At 29.8% G+C, this 17,445-nt stretch carries 17 protein-coding genes; 2 read left to right on the forward strand and 15 right to left on the reverse strand.

Annotated features, from left to right (window positions below):
• On the forward strand, window positions 1–370 hold a 370-nt coding region (locus BN350_RS00690), incomplete at its 5' end, for a Gfo/Idh/MocA family oxidoreductase (protein ID WP_044600009.1).
• Window positions 371–545: 175 nt separating this feature from the next.
• Window positions 546–692: a hypothetical protein gene (locus BN350_RS20765; protein WP_196802933.1), complete on the forward strand. Its 147-nt coding sequence runs from the start codon at window positions 546–548 to the stop codon at window positions 690–692.
• Window positions 693–938: 246 nt separating this feature from the next.
• Here BN350_RS20765 and BN350_RS00700 read toward each other — a convergent pair whose 3' ends face one another.
• The 15 genes from BN350_RS00700 to argS all read right to left on the reverse strand — a co-directional run bounded on the left by BN350_RS00700 (window position 939) and on the right by argS (window position 17,144).
• On the reverse strand, window positions 939–2,375 hold the full coding sequence (locus BN350_RS00700; RefSeq protein WP_028041876.1) for a 6-phospho-beta-glucosidase: 1,437 nt from the start codon (window positions 2,373–2,375) through the stop codon (window positions 939–941).
• Window positions 2,376–2,469: 94 nt separating this feature from the next.
• The gene (locus BN350_RS00705; RefSeq protein WP_028041877.1) at window positions 2,470–4,851 is read right to left on the reverse strand and encodes an ABC transporter permease; all 2,382 of its coding nucleotides are present in this window, start codon (window positions 4,849–4,851) and stop codon (window positions 2,470–2,472) included.
• Entirely contained in the window at window positions 4,844–5,566 is a 723-nt protein-coding gene (locus BN350_RS00710) for an ABC transporter ATP-binding protein (protein ID WP_028041878.1), read from the reverse strand. Before BN350_RS00710 ends, BN350_RS00705 begins: the two co-directional genes overlap by 8 nt.
• Window positions 5,566–6,849 carry a hypothetical protein gene (locus BN350_RS00715; protein WP_028041879.1) on the reverse strand — a complete coding sequence of 428 codons (1,284 nt, stop codon included), beginning with the start codon at window positions 6,847–6,849 and terminating at the stop codon, window positions 5,566–5,568. Before BN350_RS00715 ends, BN350_RS00710 begins: the two co-directional genes overlap by 1 nt.
• Before the next feature lie 57 nt (window positions 6,850–6,906).
• Window positions 6,907–7,650, reverse strand: a complete 744-nt coding sequence (locus tag BN350_RS00720; RefSeq protein ID WP_044600010.1) for a hypothetical protein — start codon at window positions 7,648–7,650, stop codon at window positions 6,907–6,909.
• Window positions 7,637–9,061: a HAMP domain-containing sensor histidine kinase gene (locus BN350_RS00725; RefSeq protein WP_028041881.1), complete on the reverse strand. Its 1,425-nt coding sequence runs from the start codon at window positions 9,059–9,061 to the stop codon at window positions 7,637–7,639. Before BN350_RS00725 ends, BN350_RS00720 begins: the two co-directional genes overlap by 14 nt.
• The gene (locus BN350_RS00730) at window positions 9,048–9,713 is read right to left on the reverse strand and encodes a response regulator transcription factor (RefSeq protein WP_044600011.1); all 666 of its coding nucleotides are present in this window, start codon (window positions 9,711–9,713) and stop codon (window positions 9,048–9,050) included. The genes BN350_RS00725 and BN350_RS00730 overlap by 14 nt, the downstream gene beginning before the upstream one ends.
• A 189-nt stretch (window positions 9,714–9,902) precedes the next feature.
• Entirely contained in the window at window positions 9,903–10,847 is a 945-nt protein-coding gene (locus BN350_RS00735; RefSeq protein ID WP_028041883.1) for an Rpn family recombination-promoting nuclease/putative transposase, read from the reverse strand.
• Window positions 10,848–10,952: 105 nt separating this feature from the next.
• Window positions 10,953–11,459 (reverse strand): Gx transporter family protein, encoded by a 507-nt coding sequence (locus tag BN350_RS00740; RefSeq protein ID WP_028041884.1) that lies wholly within the window; start codon window positions 11,457–11,459, stop codon window positions 10,953–10,955.
• 11 nt (window positions 11,460–11,470) lie between these two features.
• Entirely contained in the window at window positions 11,471–12,232 is a 762-nt protein-coding gene (locus tag BN350_RS00745) for an HD domain-containing protein (protein WP_028041885.1), read from the reverse strand.
• Window positions 12,225–12,977: a type I 3-dehydroquinate dehydratase gene (gene aroD / locus BN350_RS00750; protein WP_028041886.1), complete on the reverse strand. Its 753-nt coding sequence runs from the start codon at window positions 12,975–12,977 to the stop codon at window positions 12,225–12,227. The genes BN350_RS00745 and aroD overlap by 8 nt, the downstream gene beginning before the upstream one ends.
• Entirely contained in the window at window positions 12,958–13,665 is a 708-nt protein-coding gene (locus BN350_RS00755) for an alpha/beta fold hydrolase (RefSeq protein ID WP_028041887.1), read from the reverse strand. Before BN350_RS00755 ends, aroD begins: the two co-directional genes overlap by 20 nt.
• A gap of 51 nt (window positions 13,666–13,716) precedes the next feature.
• Entirely contained in the window at window positions 13,717–15,051 is a 1,335-nt protein-coding gene (locus BN350_RS00760; protein ID WP_028041888.1) for an APC family permease, read from the reverse strand.
• Window positions 15,052–15,140: 89 nt separating this feature from the next.
• Entirely contained in the window at window positions 15,141–15,473 is a 333-nt protein-coding gene (gene rpoE, locus BN350_RS00770) for a DNA-directed RNA polymerase subunit delta (RefSeq protein WP_028041889.1), read from the reverse strand.
• Between the two features lie 9 nt (window positions 15,474–15,482).
• Entirely contained in the window at window positions 15,483–17,144 is a 1,662-nt protein-coding gene (argS, locus tag BN350_RS00775) for an arginine--tRNA ligase (RefSeq protein ID WP_028041890.1), read from the reverse strand.
• Window positions 17,145–17,445: the final 301 nt, after the last annotated feature.

The raw sequence follows: 17,445 nt of genomic DNA on the forward strand, positions 1-17,445 counted from the left end.
TGGAACTTTAAAGGTTTCTGTGAAATCAAGTTATTTTAGAATTAAAGAAAGACCAAGCTTTGTCATCTATGGTAAAAAAGGAATGTTTGTTAAAGCAAAAAAGGATAAACAGGAAGAGCATTTGAAATTATTCTATATGCCTAATCATGAAGATTTCGGTGTTGATAATCCAAATGAATATGGAACATTAACATATGAAGATGAAACTGGATATCATGAAGAAAAAGTAGTATCAGTCAATGGTGACTATGGTCGCTATTATGATGCATTATATGAAACAATCATTCATGGTACTCAACCATTAGTTACACCTAAACAGACATTATTACAAATAAAAATCTTAGAAAAAGGAATTGCAGGTTTAAAATAAAACATAGAATGTAAAACAACAAGAAATCAGTAATAATTTCTAGTTGTTTTTCTGCATTCATTGGTTTTAAAATATTCTCATTCTTAAAAGAATATGTTTCATTTTTTAACAACAAAACTTAATTATATTTATATTTTTTTGACATCTTCTAATAATTAATTATACGAGTGATATTATGGGGAGAAAATCTATAATTACATTACCACAAACAAATCAAATTCTTATGACTATAGGCGAACAAATAAAACTTACAAGACTAAGAAGAAAATTATCAAGTGAACTTGTTTCTCAACATGTAGGTATAAGTAGAGCAACTCTTTGATCAGTAGAAAAAGGCTCTCCCTCAGTTGTGATTGGTATATATGCAGCTGTTCTTCATGCCTTGAATAATATGGATAGCGATTTATTACTCATTACTAAGGATAATGAACTAGGTAGAAAACTTCAAGACATAGAATTGTTATATAAGAGAAAAAATCAATAGTACAAGAAATAAACTCAGCATTTGATATAATATTTAAGAAATAGAAAAAACATCTTTTTAAGATGCTTTTACTTTTATCACTTATTACCCTAAATCTTCACCATGAGAAGCAATGACCTTTTTATACCAGTCATATGAATCTTTCTTACTTCTTTCCAATGTTCCATTTCCTTCATTATCTCTATCTACATAGATAAATCCATATCTTTTCTTCATTTCTCCTGTTGTAAATGATACACAGTCAATACATCCCCAAGGTGTATATCCCATTAAGTCTACACCATCTTCTTCAACTGCTTTTTTCATTTCTTTAATATGTTCTCTTAAATAATCTATACGATATGGATCATGACAGCTGCCATCTGCTTCTTTTTGATCAATAGCTCCAAAACCATTTTCAACAATAAATAATGGTTTTTCATATCTTTCATAGAATATATTCAATGCATATCTCAATCCTTCTGGATCAATTGCCCATCCCCAATCAGATACCTTAATAAATGGGTTCGCTACTGAATGTTCACTTGATCCATCTGTTGCCTTAGAAACATCTTTATGAGATGTTGAGTCCACTGTATTTGTCATATAATATGAAAAACCAATATAATCAACTGTCCCCTCTGCCAAGTCTTTCTTATCTTCTTCAGTGATATCAATATTAAATCCTTTTCTTTCAAACATTTTTAATGTATAAGCTGGATAATGTCCACGACATTGTACATCACAGAAGAACCAGCGATCATGCATCATTTGATTTGATAAGACCATATCAGCAGGACGACAGCTAAATGGATAAATAGGAACCATCGCAATCATATTTCCAATTAAGAAATTAGGGTTAATTTCTTTCCCAATCTTCACGGCTCTAGCACTAGCGACTAATGTATGATGTCCACAGATATACATAGCTTCTTCCGGATTATCATAATCACCAAAATGAACACCGCTGTTTGTCCAGCCAAAGATATCATTTTTGTAATTCATTTGATTATTGATTTCATTGAATGTCATCCAATATTTTACCTTATCTTTATATCTTCTAAAGCAGACTTCAGCAAATTTCACAAAGAAATCAATTGTCTTACGATTCATGAATCCACCATATTCTTTTGCTAAATGATAAGGCATTTCAAAATGTGACAATGTAATAACTGGTTCAATACCATATTTCAATAATTCATCAAAAACATCATCATAGAATTGTAGTCCTTCTTCATTTGGTTCAACTTCATCACCATTAGGGAAAATACGTGTCCAAGCAATTGATGTTCTAAAACATTTAAATCCCATATCTGCAAACATAGCAATATCTTCTTTATAATGTCCATAGAAATCAATACCAATATGATTAGGATAATATTTTCCTTCTTCCACACCATCAGTAATCACACGTGGAACACCATGAGCCCCAGCTGTCATGACATCCGCAACACTATAACCTTTAGAAGTATTTAACACTCCGCCTTCAAACTGGTGAGCAGCTAAAGCTCCACCCCATAAAAAATCTTTACTTAATGCCATATGTATCCTCCTTTTTCTTATAGTTTTATTATACACAATTTTTACATTTGATAAAAGCACCATCACCCTATAATAAGAAAAAGATATCTCATTTTTATATATTTTGTGGTTTGTAATTATTAAAAATATATTTTAATGATAGGAAAAACAACATGCTATATCCAATGATTGAAAAAAGAATTTGAAATAAGCCACCTGTTGTTTCAATCAATTGTCCATGAAATAATAATGGATAAAGACTTATACTATTTAACAAATCAAATCCACCATAAGCCAATAACAATGGAACCAAAAACAAAAACAAACTGACAAATAATGTCATAAGATAGTTTCTTGTTTTAACAGCTATTCCTTGAATTATCAATCCTAAACAAATAACTGCATAAAATCTAAGCAAGAGACTCAAAAAACACCCAACTCCAATACTCATCCATACTGGAAATGAAGAAAAAGCAGGAAGTGATGTTATGGAAGCATCGAGAGAAGAAAAGCCATACGTCTGATGTAAAAGAATCAGTGGTGGAATTGTTACAAACATATAAAATAATAAACATATCACATTCATGATTCCAAACTTCATGATTAGCAGTTTATGATTTCCTTTCAGTGTTGATTGGGTGACATGATGCATCTGATTTTGATAATCATAAGTCATACATGATGATAAACCAATAATAATCATGACAAATAAAAGGAGGGTTGGCATCATTGTCCATGATGTTTCTAAAAAGAATTGTTGGTAAGCCTGATTAAAAACAAATTGTTTCTGGGGATGGATTTTTATATCCTGATACTGATCATAAATCTTTTGAAAAACATTTTCTCCTAATAATTGTTGTTCAATATCATCTTTCATACGTATAGCCTGTGCTTTTGTAATGATTCCTTGTGATTCCTTCTCATTGATGTTCATTAACTGAGAATGAAGCTGCTCATAATTTTTTTGTTCTTGAAGAATATATTCTTCTTTTTCTTGTGTGAGAGGTCCTTCTAAACTCTTCATATATGCCTGATAAATTTGAGTATCACTATCAAGATAAACGGATAAATCATGATACTGATAAAATTGTATTCCTATACATAAGAAACAGAGAATCCATACTTTTTGAATCACAAAAACTTTATAAAACTCTTGTTTTATCAATGATAAAGAAGGATATCGTTTAAAATAGAAAAAAGATATATCAAGTGATTGAAGACTCATATTTCTTCGATAACGATATGTAAAACAGTTTATAATTATTAAGATAAGAAAAATAATCAAAAAACCAATGATTATAAAAATATGCATAGAAAGAGGATTTGATAAGAAATTGATATTTCGATAAAGTTGAAAAAGTGTATCTGTTTGTAACACAGTTATAACATTAAAATACTTCATGATAAAAAATGAACTTAATGAAGGAATAACAAGATAAAGTATATATTCAATAATCAAAAAGAAAGTTGTTCCCAATAACAAAGTTATTTTATTTTGACATAGTATAGCCATTTCTATCATAAAAAGACCAATGACACAAGCTGCAAAACATTTGATCAATAAGCAAAGCATCAAAAACTGAAAAACATTGAGTGCATAAGGATAACTCGAAAAACTTGCTAGGGATTGAATTGACCGTGTCAAATCTCCTAATCCATAAGTCATAGATGAATAAAACAATTGACTACCAGCCATCAAAAAAACGATGATACTTACACTGCATATCAATGTTATAATTTTTGATAGCATTATCTGATGTTGTCCCCTCGCTGTTAATTTAATAATAGAAAAAAGTTTTTTCTCTTTTTCATCAATGATGATACGCATCGCTAAAATCATCATAGCAAGCATGATAAAAAAGTTGGTTATAGGAAAAGATAAAGCTTCAACAATTCCTTTTTCACTTGTATAAGTCAATTTTATATTTTGAAGTTTCTGATAATCTTCTGCAGTCTTTACAATATTTTTCTGTTCAAAACTGTTATTATCATGTTGAAAAATTGAAATTCCTGAAAGTGTTTTGGCTTTATCCTGAATATCCTGAATATATTGAGGATATTGATACAATACTTCAAATTCGTCTATGATATGACTTAAAAATTGAACATCACTTTCTAAGTAATCTGTGTAATAAGGTGTATGATCTTGCTGATAAAGTTCCCCATACTTTTTTTCTACATCTGGATAATCATTGAGGAGTGATTCAATCATGAATTGATTGTCCTGTGGATGGATTCTTAAAGTTATCAATTGCTCAATAACCTCAAAAGCATTATATTTTTCATATTCTGTTTCAACAAAAATATATCTTTTTTCATTAGGAATTTGATCAAGTTTAGTCTGTAATTTTTGATATGCAGATATGCTAATTGTTTGATCTAGATTTTGTGTATAGATAAAAACACCCATATTAACACAACACAAAAGTGCTAAAAATATCATAAGACTCTTTTTTGAAAAGAGTTTCATCATTTCATATTTGATAAGTTTAAACATCATGATCATCTCCGAATACTTCCAAATAAACATCTTCTAAAAAATCCTTCTGATATTGTTGAAGTAAATCATCAACACTCCCCTGATTAACAACTTCTCCCTGTTTCAAAAAAATAACTTCCTTAGCAATACTTTCTACATCAGAAACAACATGCGTAGCAATTAATAAAATGTGAGTATGAGAAAGTTCTTGAAAAACCTGACGTAAAGAAACGCGTTCTTTAGGATCTAGGCCTGCTGTTGGTTCATCAAATAATAAGAGTTTTGGCTGGCCTAATAATGCTTGAGCGACCAATATTCTTTGTTTCATTCCGCCAGAATATGTTCGACATTTTTTATATAGATGACTTTCCATATGAACAAGTCCTGCAACTCTTTGAACCTCATCTTTTACTTCATTTTGACGAATATCTTTCAGTAATGCCATATAAGTCAAAAAACGTAAACCTGTCATTTCTTCATAAAGTCCTTGTTGCTGTGGGGCATATCCTAATAACTGATAATATTGGATTCCTAATTTTTGAATAGAATGGTTATTCCATAATATATCACCAGAAGTTGCTTTCAACTGACCACATATTAAATTCATCAATGTTGATTTCCCCGAACCATTAGGTCCTAACAATGCATAAATGCCTTCTTCTAAACGAAAACTCACCTGATTTAATGCAAGAACATCTTTATACTGTTTAGATAAATCTTTAACCTCTAACATTACGAAAACCTCTTTTCACTGAGTGTCTTTATTTGCTGATAATTCCTTTGATTATTCAAATAATCATCAATAGAAATAAGACCTATATATTCTTTCTTTGTTTCATATTGCATCGTACCAGCCCATGTTTTTTCTTCCTTCCCTTCACGATCATAAATGACTAATAGCTGTTTTTCATTTTGAGAGAGGATTGTTACAGGTTCTTTAGGTGAACGTGTATATTGTTTCAATTCTTCTAATTTCGGATTCTCTAAAGATACTTTATAACTGCCTAAAAATTGATCATCCCATTTTTCTATAATGATATATTGGTTAAGTATATTGGATATATAGTATTGATCTGATTTTGGTAAATCTAATATTTTATCTTTCTGTTGTGTTTTGAAGTCTAGTGCATATAATGTATTATTTTTAATAGAATAGATTTTATTTTGATAGTATGTTCCTATTTCTTCATCATTGGTTGGTATTGTTTTTGTATCCTGTGTATCAATATCATAAATAGCGTATTGAAAGCGTGAATTCAAAATAACTTTATCATATTTATTAAAGTCTTTTTGGTCTAAGTATTTTTGTGGATCTTCGCTATAGATTGCAGAATCCATAATGATTTTTCGACCATCCACGCCTAAAATATGTTTATCTTTCATATCAAATAATTTTTCAACCTTACCTGTATTGAAATCAATTCTCGCTAAATATTTCTCACTATCTACCTGAAAAGTTTCATTTTTACCAGTTTCTATATTTTGATATTTAACAATAGGAATATAAAGATAGTTATCTGCTAAAACAAAATTACCTTGTTCAAACTGATAACCTGTATCCAATCGCATCACAATCTTTTTGTTTTGACCATCCTGATCTCTTTGAATAATTCCGCTTCCCTCTTCCACTGTTTCTCCAAGTGAATTCAAACTCAATCCATGTGATTCAATCATATACAAATGCTCTTTATAAACAAATAACATTTGACTTAATCCCACACCAAAAAGATAAGCAGGGCATGTTTCATCTTCATGCTTACATTCTGGCTGATTACATAAAACAACTTCCTGTTTTGTAGCATAATCGTAATAACTTAATAAAGATGGTCCATTTTCCTGATGTCTCGTATAATAATATCCTGCATCATGCCCATCCCCATTAAACATCAAATACTTCCATTCTTTCAATACACAATTTTCTTTTGTTGATGGGATGTTTTGAGATTCAGATTCTTTCACAGAACTTTGACATCCTACTAAAATCAACATACATAAACATAATAATACTTTCTTCATTTTTATCACCCACTTCATTATAAAAAACAAATGTATCCGAAATGTAAAAAAAGCTCGCTAACGAGCTAAGTTTTTATATTGAAGAGGTGTAAGAGCCCCTAATAAATCAACAGATATACGAACGGTATCAGTATCCACTCTTTTTTCAATATCACATGCAATTCTTAGTTTTGCCTGATTAGATTCATAACCATATTGGTTATAAGCCCAATCTTCAATATCATCTAATTCAAGATATTCAATCATACTCCATACCATCTTTTTTATCTCTTCATCACTTAATTGAATACTTTTTTCTTGACTCATTGAAAACTCAATTATCTTATGTGTCACAGGATCCATTTCATATCCAAATGATTTAAAAGAATCTTCCCACATTCTTAATATCTGATCAAGATAATAAACTTCTTCATAATAGGTTATTGTTCCATAATCAGCTATATAAACCTGATCATCATTTTCTAGCATTTCATGACTCATAATTTTATAACCAATCATTTTCTGAATCTCTTTACTAAATAAAGATTGAATCTTTATAAATTTTTCTTGTTTCTTTTCATCATATTCATCTTTTCGTTTAATAACATACTCTTCACTTTTATCTGTTTTTCGTTGACGAAGTTTATAAATGCTCTCAATCACAGGATGATTTTTTAGAATGGCTTCTGTTTGATTATCTTCTAATTCCACTTCTTTATTGATATCATTAAAATCCTGTAAACTTGTCATAAATAATGGTAACCCTAGTGAAAAGACAATAATCAAAAGACATAATACTCTCAGCTTATTATTCTTCTTCATAATCGAGTACCTCCAATTCAAAACTTATGGTTGTCCCAACATTTAATTGTGATTGAATAGAAAGCGTTGTTTGGTGTGCTTCACAAATACGTTTAACAATAGTCAATCCAAGTCCCGCACCACCTAATGAACGTGAACGAGATTTATCAGCCATATAAAAAGCTTCTGTTGCCTTTTGAACATCTTCTTCATTCATTCCAATTCCTTCATCAATAATAGATACTTTCATATACCCATCTTGAACACTGGTCTGAAGAGAAATCGTTTGTCCCTCTTTACTAGCTTTTATAGCATTATCAATTAAGTTTCTTAATAAAGTAAACAAAAGTTCAGGTTGAGATTTAACCCATTGATCACAAGAATCAAACTTTAATAAACAATTGATATCCTTTTTATCATAATCCTCTTTTAATTGTTTAATAATGGTTTGAAAATTAACAGGAATAAGTTGAATTTGCTGATCACTTAAAGACAATAAATCCATAAGCGTATAAGATAGCTTTTCTAAACGTTTTCCTTCAGTATAAATATATTGAGCAGCTTTTTGTCTTGTTTTGATATCACAATCACAAGTTCTTAACAAGTCTGCAAATCCTAAAATTGTTGTCATTGGCGTTTTGACTTCATGCGAGAAACTCCCCATAAATTCTTCTTTTTGAATAACACTTTCTTCCAATTGATGGATTTTCTTTTCATTCATTTCTGCCATTTCATCAAAGCTTTTTGAAAGTTCACCTATTTCATCATCACTTTTTATACACGTTCTTTCACTATAATCACCATTTGCGATACGTTTTGTAACTGCATTTAATTTATGAATAGATTGAGTAAGATAAGATGAAAGAAATCTTAATATTGTATAAGCAACAGTATACAAAATAATACTGATAATAAGGAAGTTAATAATTTGTCTATCTCTATCCTGATAAACAGATGTCATGTCATAACAAGATGTCAAATAATAAATATCTTTTCCAGTATTAATTTTTGATGTAATAAACATTTTATATTGATGATCTTTATGTTTAATGAAATACTTTTGATTATAATCTACTGATATATATTGGCTAAATTGATTGTCAATATTACTATAAAATATGCTTTTATCAGGAAGTGATAATCCATATGTTTTTTTTGTTTGACTTGTATATCTAAACTGTTCTAGATAGTAAATAGCTTTATTCATCATTTTTGACTGATCTTGTCCAAAACTCATTGAATATTCTAAAGAATCTTGAAATAATCTTGTTTCTAAAGAATAAACTTCTATTTCATGTGTAGAAAGATTATGTTTTAATGTTGATTGAAGAAGGTTATGATGATTTTGATAAATCAAAACAGATGAACCAATAGAGAAAAGAATTGATAATATAATCAGGCATGACCAAATAATTTTTTCAGCAAACTTCATCTGATACCTCTAACATATAGCCAATCTTATAGACTGTTTTAATTTGTTTTTGCCAGCCCAATTTTTTACGTAATCTTTGTATATGTAAATCCAAAGTTCTTGTCTGTTCATAAATATCTTCATGCCATACTTTTTGATAAAGAACATCTCTATATAATGCCATGTTTTTGTTTCTCACTAAAAATAATAATAATTCATATTCCATATTTGTTAGATCAATCAATTGCTGATGTTGATAAACACATCTCTTATTTGTATCAATCACAGCATCCAATATATGAATTTCTTCCATTCCCTTATGATAACGTCTGAGTACACTTTCTACTCTGGCAATCAATTCATCAATTGAAAAAGGTTTGACGAGATAATCATCAGCACCCATATGTAATCCTTTCACACGCTCCTTAACACTTCCTTTAGCAGTTATAAAAATAACAGGAATATTCATAGGTTCAATATATTCCATTAACTCATAACCATCAATTTCAGGTAACATAATATCCAATAAAATTAAATCATAAACATTTTCCTCTATTTTATCAGCCCCTATTTTACCATCACTTGCATAATCACATTGATACCCAGCTCTTATTAAATTCATAATCATTAAATCTGCAATTGATTGTTCATCTTCTACTATTAATATTTTCATCAGCCTTCAACCCCTTTTGTATAATTATAAGAATCAAATGTATCTATATTGTATCATATCCATAATAGTTTTCCTATTCTATTGATTTCATACTATAAGATGATTACAAACTCTCCATCCCTCATATTTTTCAATATTTTCATGTAAAAACAGTTATGTTTCATGACATAACTGTTTTTAATCATATATCTAACTGTTTTCTATGTAATCCTTTATTTCTTCAACACTCTTCTTATTGGCAATCATATTCGCTATATGATCATACTGTAATGCACTTAAGCCTTCTAAGAAACTTGTATCAGTATTTGGATATAGTCCATGAAATAATACCATTACAAGATCTTGTTTACCTCTTTCGATACCAATTGAAATGCCTTCTTCTTTGCCAATTGAGATGCCTTCTTCCTTACCTTGATCAAAAGCATCTCTAACTTCTCCTGCTCTTGCTTTCTTCTGTAAGTCTCGCTTAAATGCCATGTCCCTTAGCTTGTCATCCTGATTGAATTGTTCTACCTTCCTCTTCATGATTTCAACCACCTTATCCTTAATTCCCATTATATCATGGGTTATTCCATTTTTAAAGATATAGATTGCTTTTTGTAATTGTGTGAATTCCATGAAGTTCATTTTATCCTTAATGATGTTGATATAGGGTAGATAGATATATATCCGTGTTATCAGATTATACCTTTCTATATACCCAAAATCATTGCGACTCATGTATGTATCCATCAGGCAGAGATTATCCTTATCCACATCATCAATAAAGATGATCTGAAAGACTGGATCTGCATCTTTATAGTCATCTCCTACCTTTCCCTGTGATGATAGCATCTCTGCTCCATAGATCTGGAAACGCTGGTACTGCTGCTGGGTGAGATTTGAATTCTGCATTTCAATATCAATGTTTTGTCCATCAGCTGTGATAGCCTTAATATCAAGAATCATATCCTTGTCATTGATATGATCTGGAATAAGATCAGGATTGGTGACATTGATTTCCTTACAGTTGAGATCTGTGAGACTTTCAATGATCATCTTAAGCAGATAGAGAGAATCATCGTCATTGAGACCTAGTGAATACTTGAAAAGGACATCATTCTTAAAATCTGTGACTTGTTTGTTTTTGTTCATATAAAAACCCTCCTACTTCTATATACGCATTTGGAGGGTCATTTTTCTTTTTTTATTTTCAATTTTTTCCAAAAAAACAAAAAAACCCAAATCATTTGACTTGAGTTAAGCAATTTGTTTCTTCACTCTCTTTAATATTTCAATCGCAACCATCCCAACAAATATTCCTGTCGGAATAGAAGATGCTAATAATATAAATACATATGACATAATGGCTTGTGATGACATAATATAAGCAACCACAAGAACTTGTCCAATATTATGAAAAACTGCTGCTATAATGGACGTAGACACTATAGGTAATGATGTTAGTTTCTTGATAAATGCTAAAACAAGACTACTCATAATCACTCCACCACAACTAATAAAGAAAGGATAACTCATAAATATTCCTGTCATTAAGCTTGATACAACAACCCTAAAGAAATTCACAATAAACATTTCTTTTACTCCATAGAGTTCCACTACTACAATAGAAATAATATTCGCTAATCCCAACTTCATTCCTGGTGGTAATGGTAATTGTAAAGCTGTTTCAGTCATATGTAAAACAATTGCAATGGCACTTAATAATGCCATATATACCATTTTCTTTGTTTTTTTATGTCCCATAATAATCCTTTCTAACCAATATAGTCTAACGCTCTTTGTTTTAATATCATATATTGCTGATATGTCTTTTCATCAATGGGATGTAATCTATCAAATGAACGATTAACCCAATTGTTTTCTTTAATATATTGTAAACTTTCTGGGAAATGAAGATCAAATATAAAAGCGATATATGATAACCACATATCTAAATGAGTTATTCTTGTTGGACCATAGATTAATTGCTGATGATAAAACTGATCATAGATTTTTGGTGATATTGTTTCTTGATTGACTTGTTGCAAGGATACATAAAGAGTTGTTTCAATATCTTCTTCATCTTTGACTCTAAAGTTATCTAATTTATCAGCATCTCTTATGAGATGAATAAATAATAAAGTTCGTTCATCAAAGCCTTCATCTATTTTATATTTATTATGTTGTTCAATCGCATCTTTAATGATTTGATCATATTGAGTATCTGTGATAAATGCTCTTATCAATCCTTCATCAAATAAAAGCTGACTCGAAAAGAGTGCATGATCAATTGTCTTATAATCAGCAAAACTTTCGTATCTCATCCATTGTTCAAAACGACCAATATCATGTAACAGTGAAATAAGTGCAGATAGTTCTTTATCTTCCTGACTTAAACCTAATTGTTCACAGATATAATCACTGCATTTCATGACTTCATATGTATGAATGAGTTTCAAACGAATAGAAGGGATATTCTCATCATATTGAGAAACATAATCACGAAAAGCTAAACGGGCTTTTTGAAAATCAATCATAATGAACAGCCTCCAAAATCATCTGCAAATCTTTCACACCCATTTGACCTGGTGCAGAAGGTTTTCCAGCACTTGCAAAGGTTATTGCAGAGCCAGTTAATTCACCTGTCATACGTGAAATAACACCTAATTGACCCATTGACATTGTGACAAGAGGAATATGCAATTTATGAGACATTTCGATTGTCACATTGAGAAGAGCTATAACATCTTTATATGTCTGTGGCATCACTGCCAACTTACAAATATCTGCTCCTAATAATTCCATTTTTTCTAAGCAATCCATCATATCACGAACACTTGGCGTTGCCTGAAAATCATGATTAGACATGATAACTTTAATATCATTTTGATGAGCCATTTCAACTAATTGATAGACTAATGTATTTCCTGACATTAATTCTATATCAACAATATCAATACAATGACTTTGACTGACTGCTTCTATCAATTTCAAATATTCTTCATCAGATAATTGAATTTTCCCTCCCTCTTTTAATGAACGATATGTCAACAATAATGGTTTATTTGTGTTCAGTCTTACTTTATGTAATAAATCAATTATTTTTTGATTATCTTTTATATTCTTATAAAAATCTATTCTTAATTCAATCAAATCAAAATCCAAACCTTCAAAAGCTTGAATCTGATTGATTATCTCATTTTCATCTGTTCCAATAACAGGTAAACAAACTTTTGGTTTACCTTTACCAATATGAACATCTTTAATCAAACATTCTATCATATTGTTCCTCCTGATGACATGCCTCTAAAAAAAGTTGTATTTCTTTCATCGTCTGTTGAAAAGAATCTCTCAACAAAAAATGATTTCCCTGTTTAATAATTTTCATAACACTATATGGCAATGACTCAGCAATTTTTTGAGTATCACCTTGTTTAATCATATCATATTCTCCAGCCATCACCAATACTGGAATTTTTATTTTTATTAAATCTTCATATTCAATACATGGCTCTTTCATCATAAGTCTTAATAATTTTAAATTTTTTCTTGCTTTCGCATTATATAAGCAAAATGGCAATAAACATATAGACATCATATAATCATAGAAACGATAGATAGGTTTTATCATTTGTGGTTTTGTATTCGCTCCTATACTCACAATATGCTTTAAACGTTGATCTTGCATTCCTAGTAACAATGAAACAATAGCCCCATCACTAAAACCAATCACATCATAAGTTTCAATCCCTAAATCAGTTATAATATCAAATACATCTTTAGCCATCTGTTTATATGAAAGTTCTCCAGTACAAACTGATTTTCCATGATATCGTGTATCTATTAAAAGACATTGATATTTTTTTGATAAGATTTTTACTGCCTCATCAAAAATATGATGATTTTCATTATTTCCATGTAAACAAACAATTGGAAATCCACTTCCTCTTATTTCATAATAAATTTCCATCTTCTCATCCCCTTGTCCTATTATACACTCTTTAAAGATTGAAATAAATCCTTACTTTTGATGCCTATACATATAAATTTGTGATAATCCATAGATGAATCCACAAAAGAATACATAGTATATAAAATAACGGCTCTGTAATCCACCCGAAAGAATAATAAATGATCCTATTGTTGCAAATAAAGGACAAATTATTCCCTTAAAGAAACTTTTGATTTCTTTTTTTATATAAAGTTTGATAACTTGATAATATAAAACAATATATAAAATATAAGCAATAGAAATTGCTATTTCAGAAACATCACTATTAGGTAATAAGTTAAATTTTGTACATATATAATGAATAAACATCCAGAAAGAACTAATAAGGAATGCTATTAAAGATGAATAAATAGGAATATCTAATTGTGGATGAACTTTCTGCAATATTCTTGAAAAAGGAAACATACCTTTTCTTAAAGCCAATGAATAAGGCATACGCATATAACCAGTCACTAATCCATTGACTGTTCCCATGACTGATATAATCACAAAGACAATCATTAATTTTGCAAATATTGGTCCTAATAATTGTGTGGCTGCCACACTCACATGAGCATCTCCTAATATCATTACTTGATCAACACCAACATAACTTGTTATTCCTACAAAATAAAATATATAAATGCCTAATACAATTAAAGGTGCAATTGTTAATGCCTTAGGCATTGTTTTTTGTGAATCTTTCACTTCATGAGCAATGGAAGTTGCGACAATCCAACCATCATATGAATAAGCAATAGGTCCTAATGCAACTAACCAGCTAGAACTCATAAGTGTTGCTGGTGATAAATCACTTAATCCTGATAAGGGATCACCAAAGAGAATTCCTAATAATCCTAACAAGAATAAAGGCAACATTTTCATAAAAGTAGAAACATCCTGAAAGATAGCACCAAAACGTGGTAATAAAATATTATAACCAAAACAAATGACTAAAAACAAAAATCCTATCCCAAATTGTAACTCTAAAGAAGCCTGCAAATGAAATAAAATATCTACATAAATTCCAACAACCCATGATACGACAACAGTAATTGTAGGATAATATATTAATGTTAAAAACCAGCCAAACCCTCCTGCTGTTTGATGATTCACAAATTCTTGTGCATATGTCACAAGTCCCCCAGGTTGATCTGTTCTTCTTGCAAGCTGAGCGATTGTCAAACTTCCAAATATAATGGCAATAGCCGCCATAATAAACAACAAAACACCCAAAAGAATACTCCCTTGAGTAGAAATTAAAATATTATCACTCTTAAAAAAGATGCCAGAACCAATACAAGTTCCAACAATCATTGTAATCGCAGTCAATAAACTATATTTCTCATGCTTATTTTTCTTCATCTAATCTTCCTTTTCGATAATGTGCTCCAATTCTATCATGTCTTTCTATTTCAAACAACTTAAATGCAAAAAAAGAGATGTCCCCATCTCTAATTATAATCATCTTCAACTAATCCGTCATCTTCCTCTTCATCAGTTGTTTCTTCTTCCTCATCAGCATAGATATCATTCATATCAATATGAACTTCATCAAATTTATGACGACTTCTTAAATCCCAACGATTTTCTCCAACAGTAATCAAACGACCATCTAAAGTAATATTTGTATAAAACAATGATTCATTTTCTTCTTTTTCTTCATTTGTAAATCCTTTGATTTCAGAAACCTCTTGCCATAACTTATAGAAATCAACAGGTTTTTTCTTCTTTTTCATTAAATCAAATGCAATATCTACCATAGAACTTTGTTTATAATCGATCATAATTTCCTCCTACATTTTCTCAGGTGCACTTACACCTATTAAATTTAATGCATTCTTCAAAGTTATTTGACTCGCTTTAACTAAAGCTAATCTTTGCGAAGATAATTCAATATTTTCTTCATCTATAACATAACAATCATTATAGAACGAATGGAATAATTGAGCAAGTCTTTGTATATAATTTGCGATTTTATGAGGTGCCCTTTGTTTAGCACTTTCAATAATTTCATTTCTCAGTTCATTAATGTGTTTCACTAATTCTATTTCTTTAGGATGAACTAATAATTCAAAATGATTTGCAGCTTCTATATGAGCATTTTGTGCTTGTCTTTCAATCGAACACATTCTTGCATGTGCATATTGTGCATAATAAACTGGATTATCATTAGATTTTGATTTTGCTAATCCAAGATCAAAGTCAAATGGTGAACTCGCTGCTTTTGATACAAAGAAATAACGTGTTGCATCCACTCCAATATCATCAATTAAGTCTTTAATCGTTACTGCATTCCCAGTACGTTTACTCATCTTGACAACTTCACCATTTTCAACCATTCTCACCATTTGCATAATATCAATATTTAATTGATCTGCATTATATCCCAATGCTTGAATAGCTGCTTTCATACGATTAATATAACCATGATGATCAGCACCTAATAAATCCACTAAATATTTATATCCTCTATCTAATTTATTTAAATGATATGCAATATCAGGTGTTAAATATGTATAACTTCCATCAGATTTAATCAATACACGATCTTTATCATCACCAAATTCAGTAGATTTAAACCATAAAGCTCCTTCTGCTTCATAAGTATATCCTTGATCTTTTAACTTTTGAATTGTTGGTTCAATTTTATTTTCATCATATAAAGATGTTTCACTAAACCATACATCATGAATAACTCTGAATTCTTTTAAAATATCTTTAATCTTTTGAAGTTCATGTTCTGTTCCTATTTTTCTAAAATAAGCAATCGCTTCTTTTTCATCCACCTTAGCAAATTTATCACCAAATTCCTGCTTAATATTTTCAGCAATTTCAATAATATCTTTCCCATGATAACCATCTTCAGGAAGAGCCTTATCAAGTCCTAAAGCTTGTAAATATCTAGCATATAAAGATAATGCTAAGTTCGTAATTTGATTTCCAGCATCATTAATATAGTATTCTTTTGTTACATCATATCCTGCTGCACTCATAATACGACAAATACTATCACCAACAGCTGCCCCTTTAGCATGCCCTAAATGTAAATCTCCTGTCGGATTAGCAGAAACAAATTCAACATTATATTTGATACCTTGTCCAAAATCACTTTCACCATAGTGTTCTTTTTCTTCTAAAACTTCTTTTAAAATAGATGTCATAGCATCCTTTTTTAAAAACAAATTAATAAAACCAGGTCCCGCAATTTCTACATGATCAATATTTCCAGTTTCTTTATCAATAGCTTCAACAATATTTTGTGCAATCTCTCTAGGATTACGTTTAAGAATTTTTGTTAATTGCATTGCTATATTACTTGAATAATCACCATGAGCTTTATCTTTTGGGATTTCAATGACTATTTGTTCAAGATTATAATCTTCTACATATTCTAAATCAATAATAGCTTTTTGTAAGACTTTCTTTAAAGAAAGTTCTATTTTATTAACAGCCATAGTATCCTCCTTTTGTCTTTTATCATACTTTTAATACAATATCATATTTGACGATATAGTCAACATTTTTCTTACTTAAGTTATGAATTTTAAGCATTAAATAGTACTATTGATTCATATTGCTTTTCATAACTTTAGATATCTTATCCTTACAAAAATAATGCAGATATATATCCATAATAAAAGTGTGTAACTTGTACACACTTTTATGGTATAAAACACTTTTGCCTTTCTTCAATATCTTTTAACATATCAATACGTACTTGATGTCTGCCACCTTCATATTCACCTGTTAACCAGG

Source organism: Candidatus Stoquefichus massiliensis AP9, assembly GCF_000455285.1.
GTDB lineage: Bacteria > Bacillota_I > Bacilli_A > Erysipelotrichales > Coprobacillaceae > Stoquefichus > Stoquefichus massiliensis.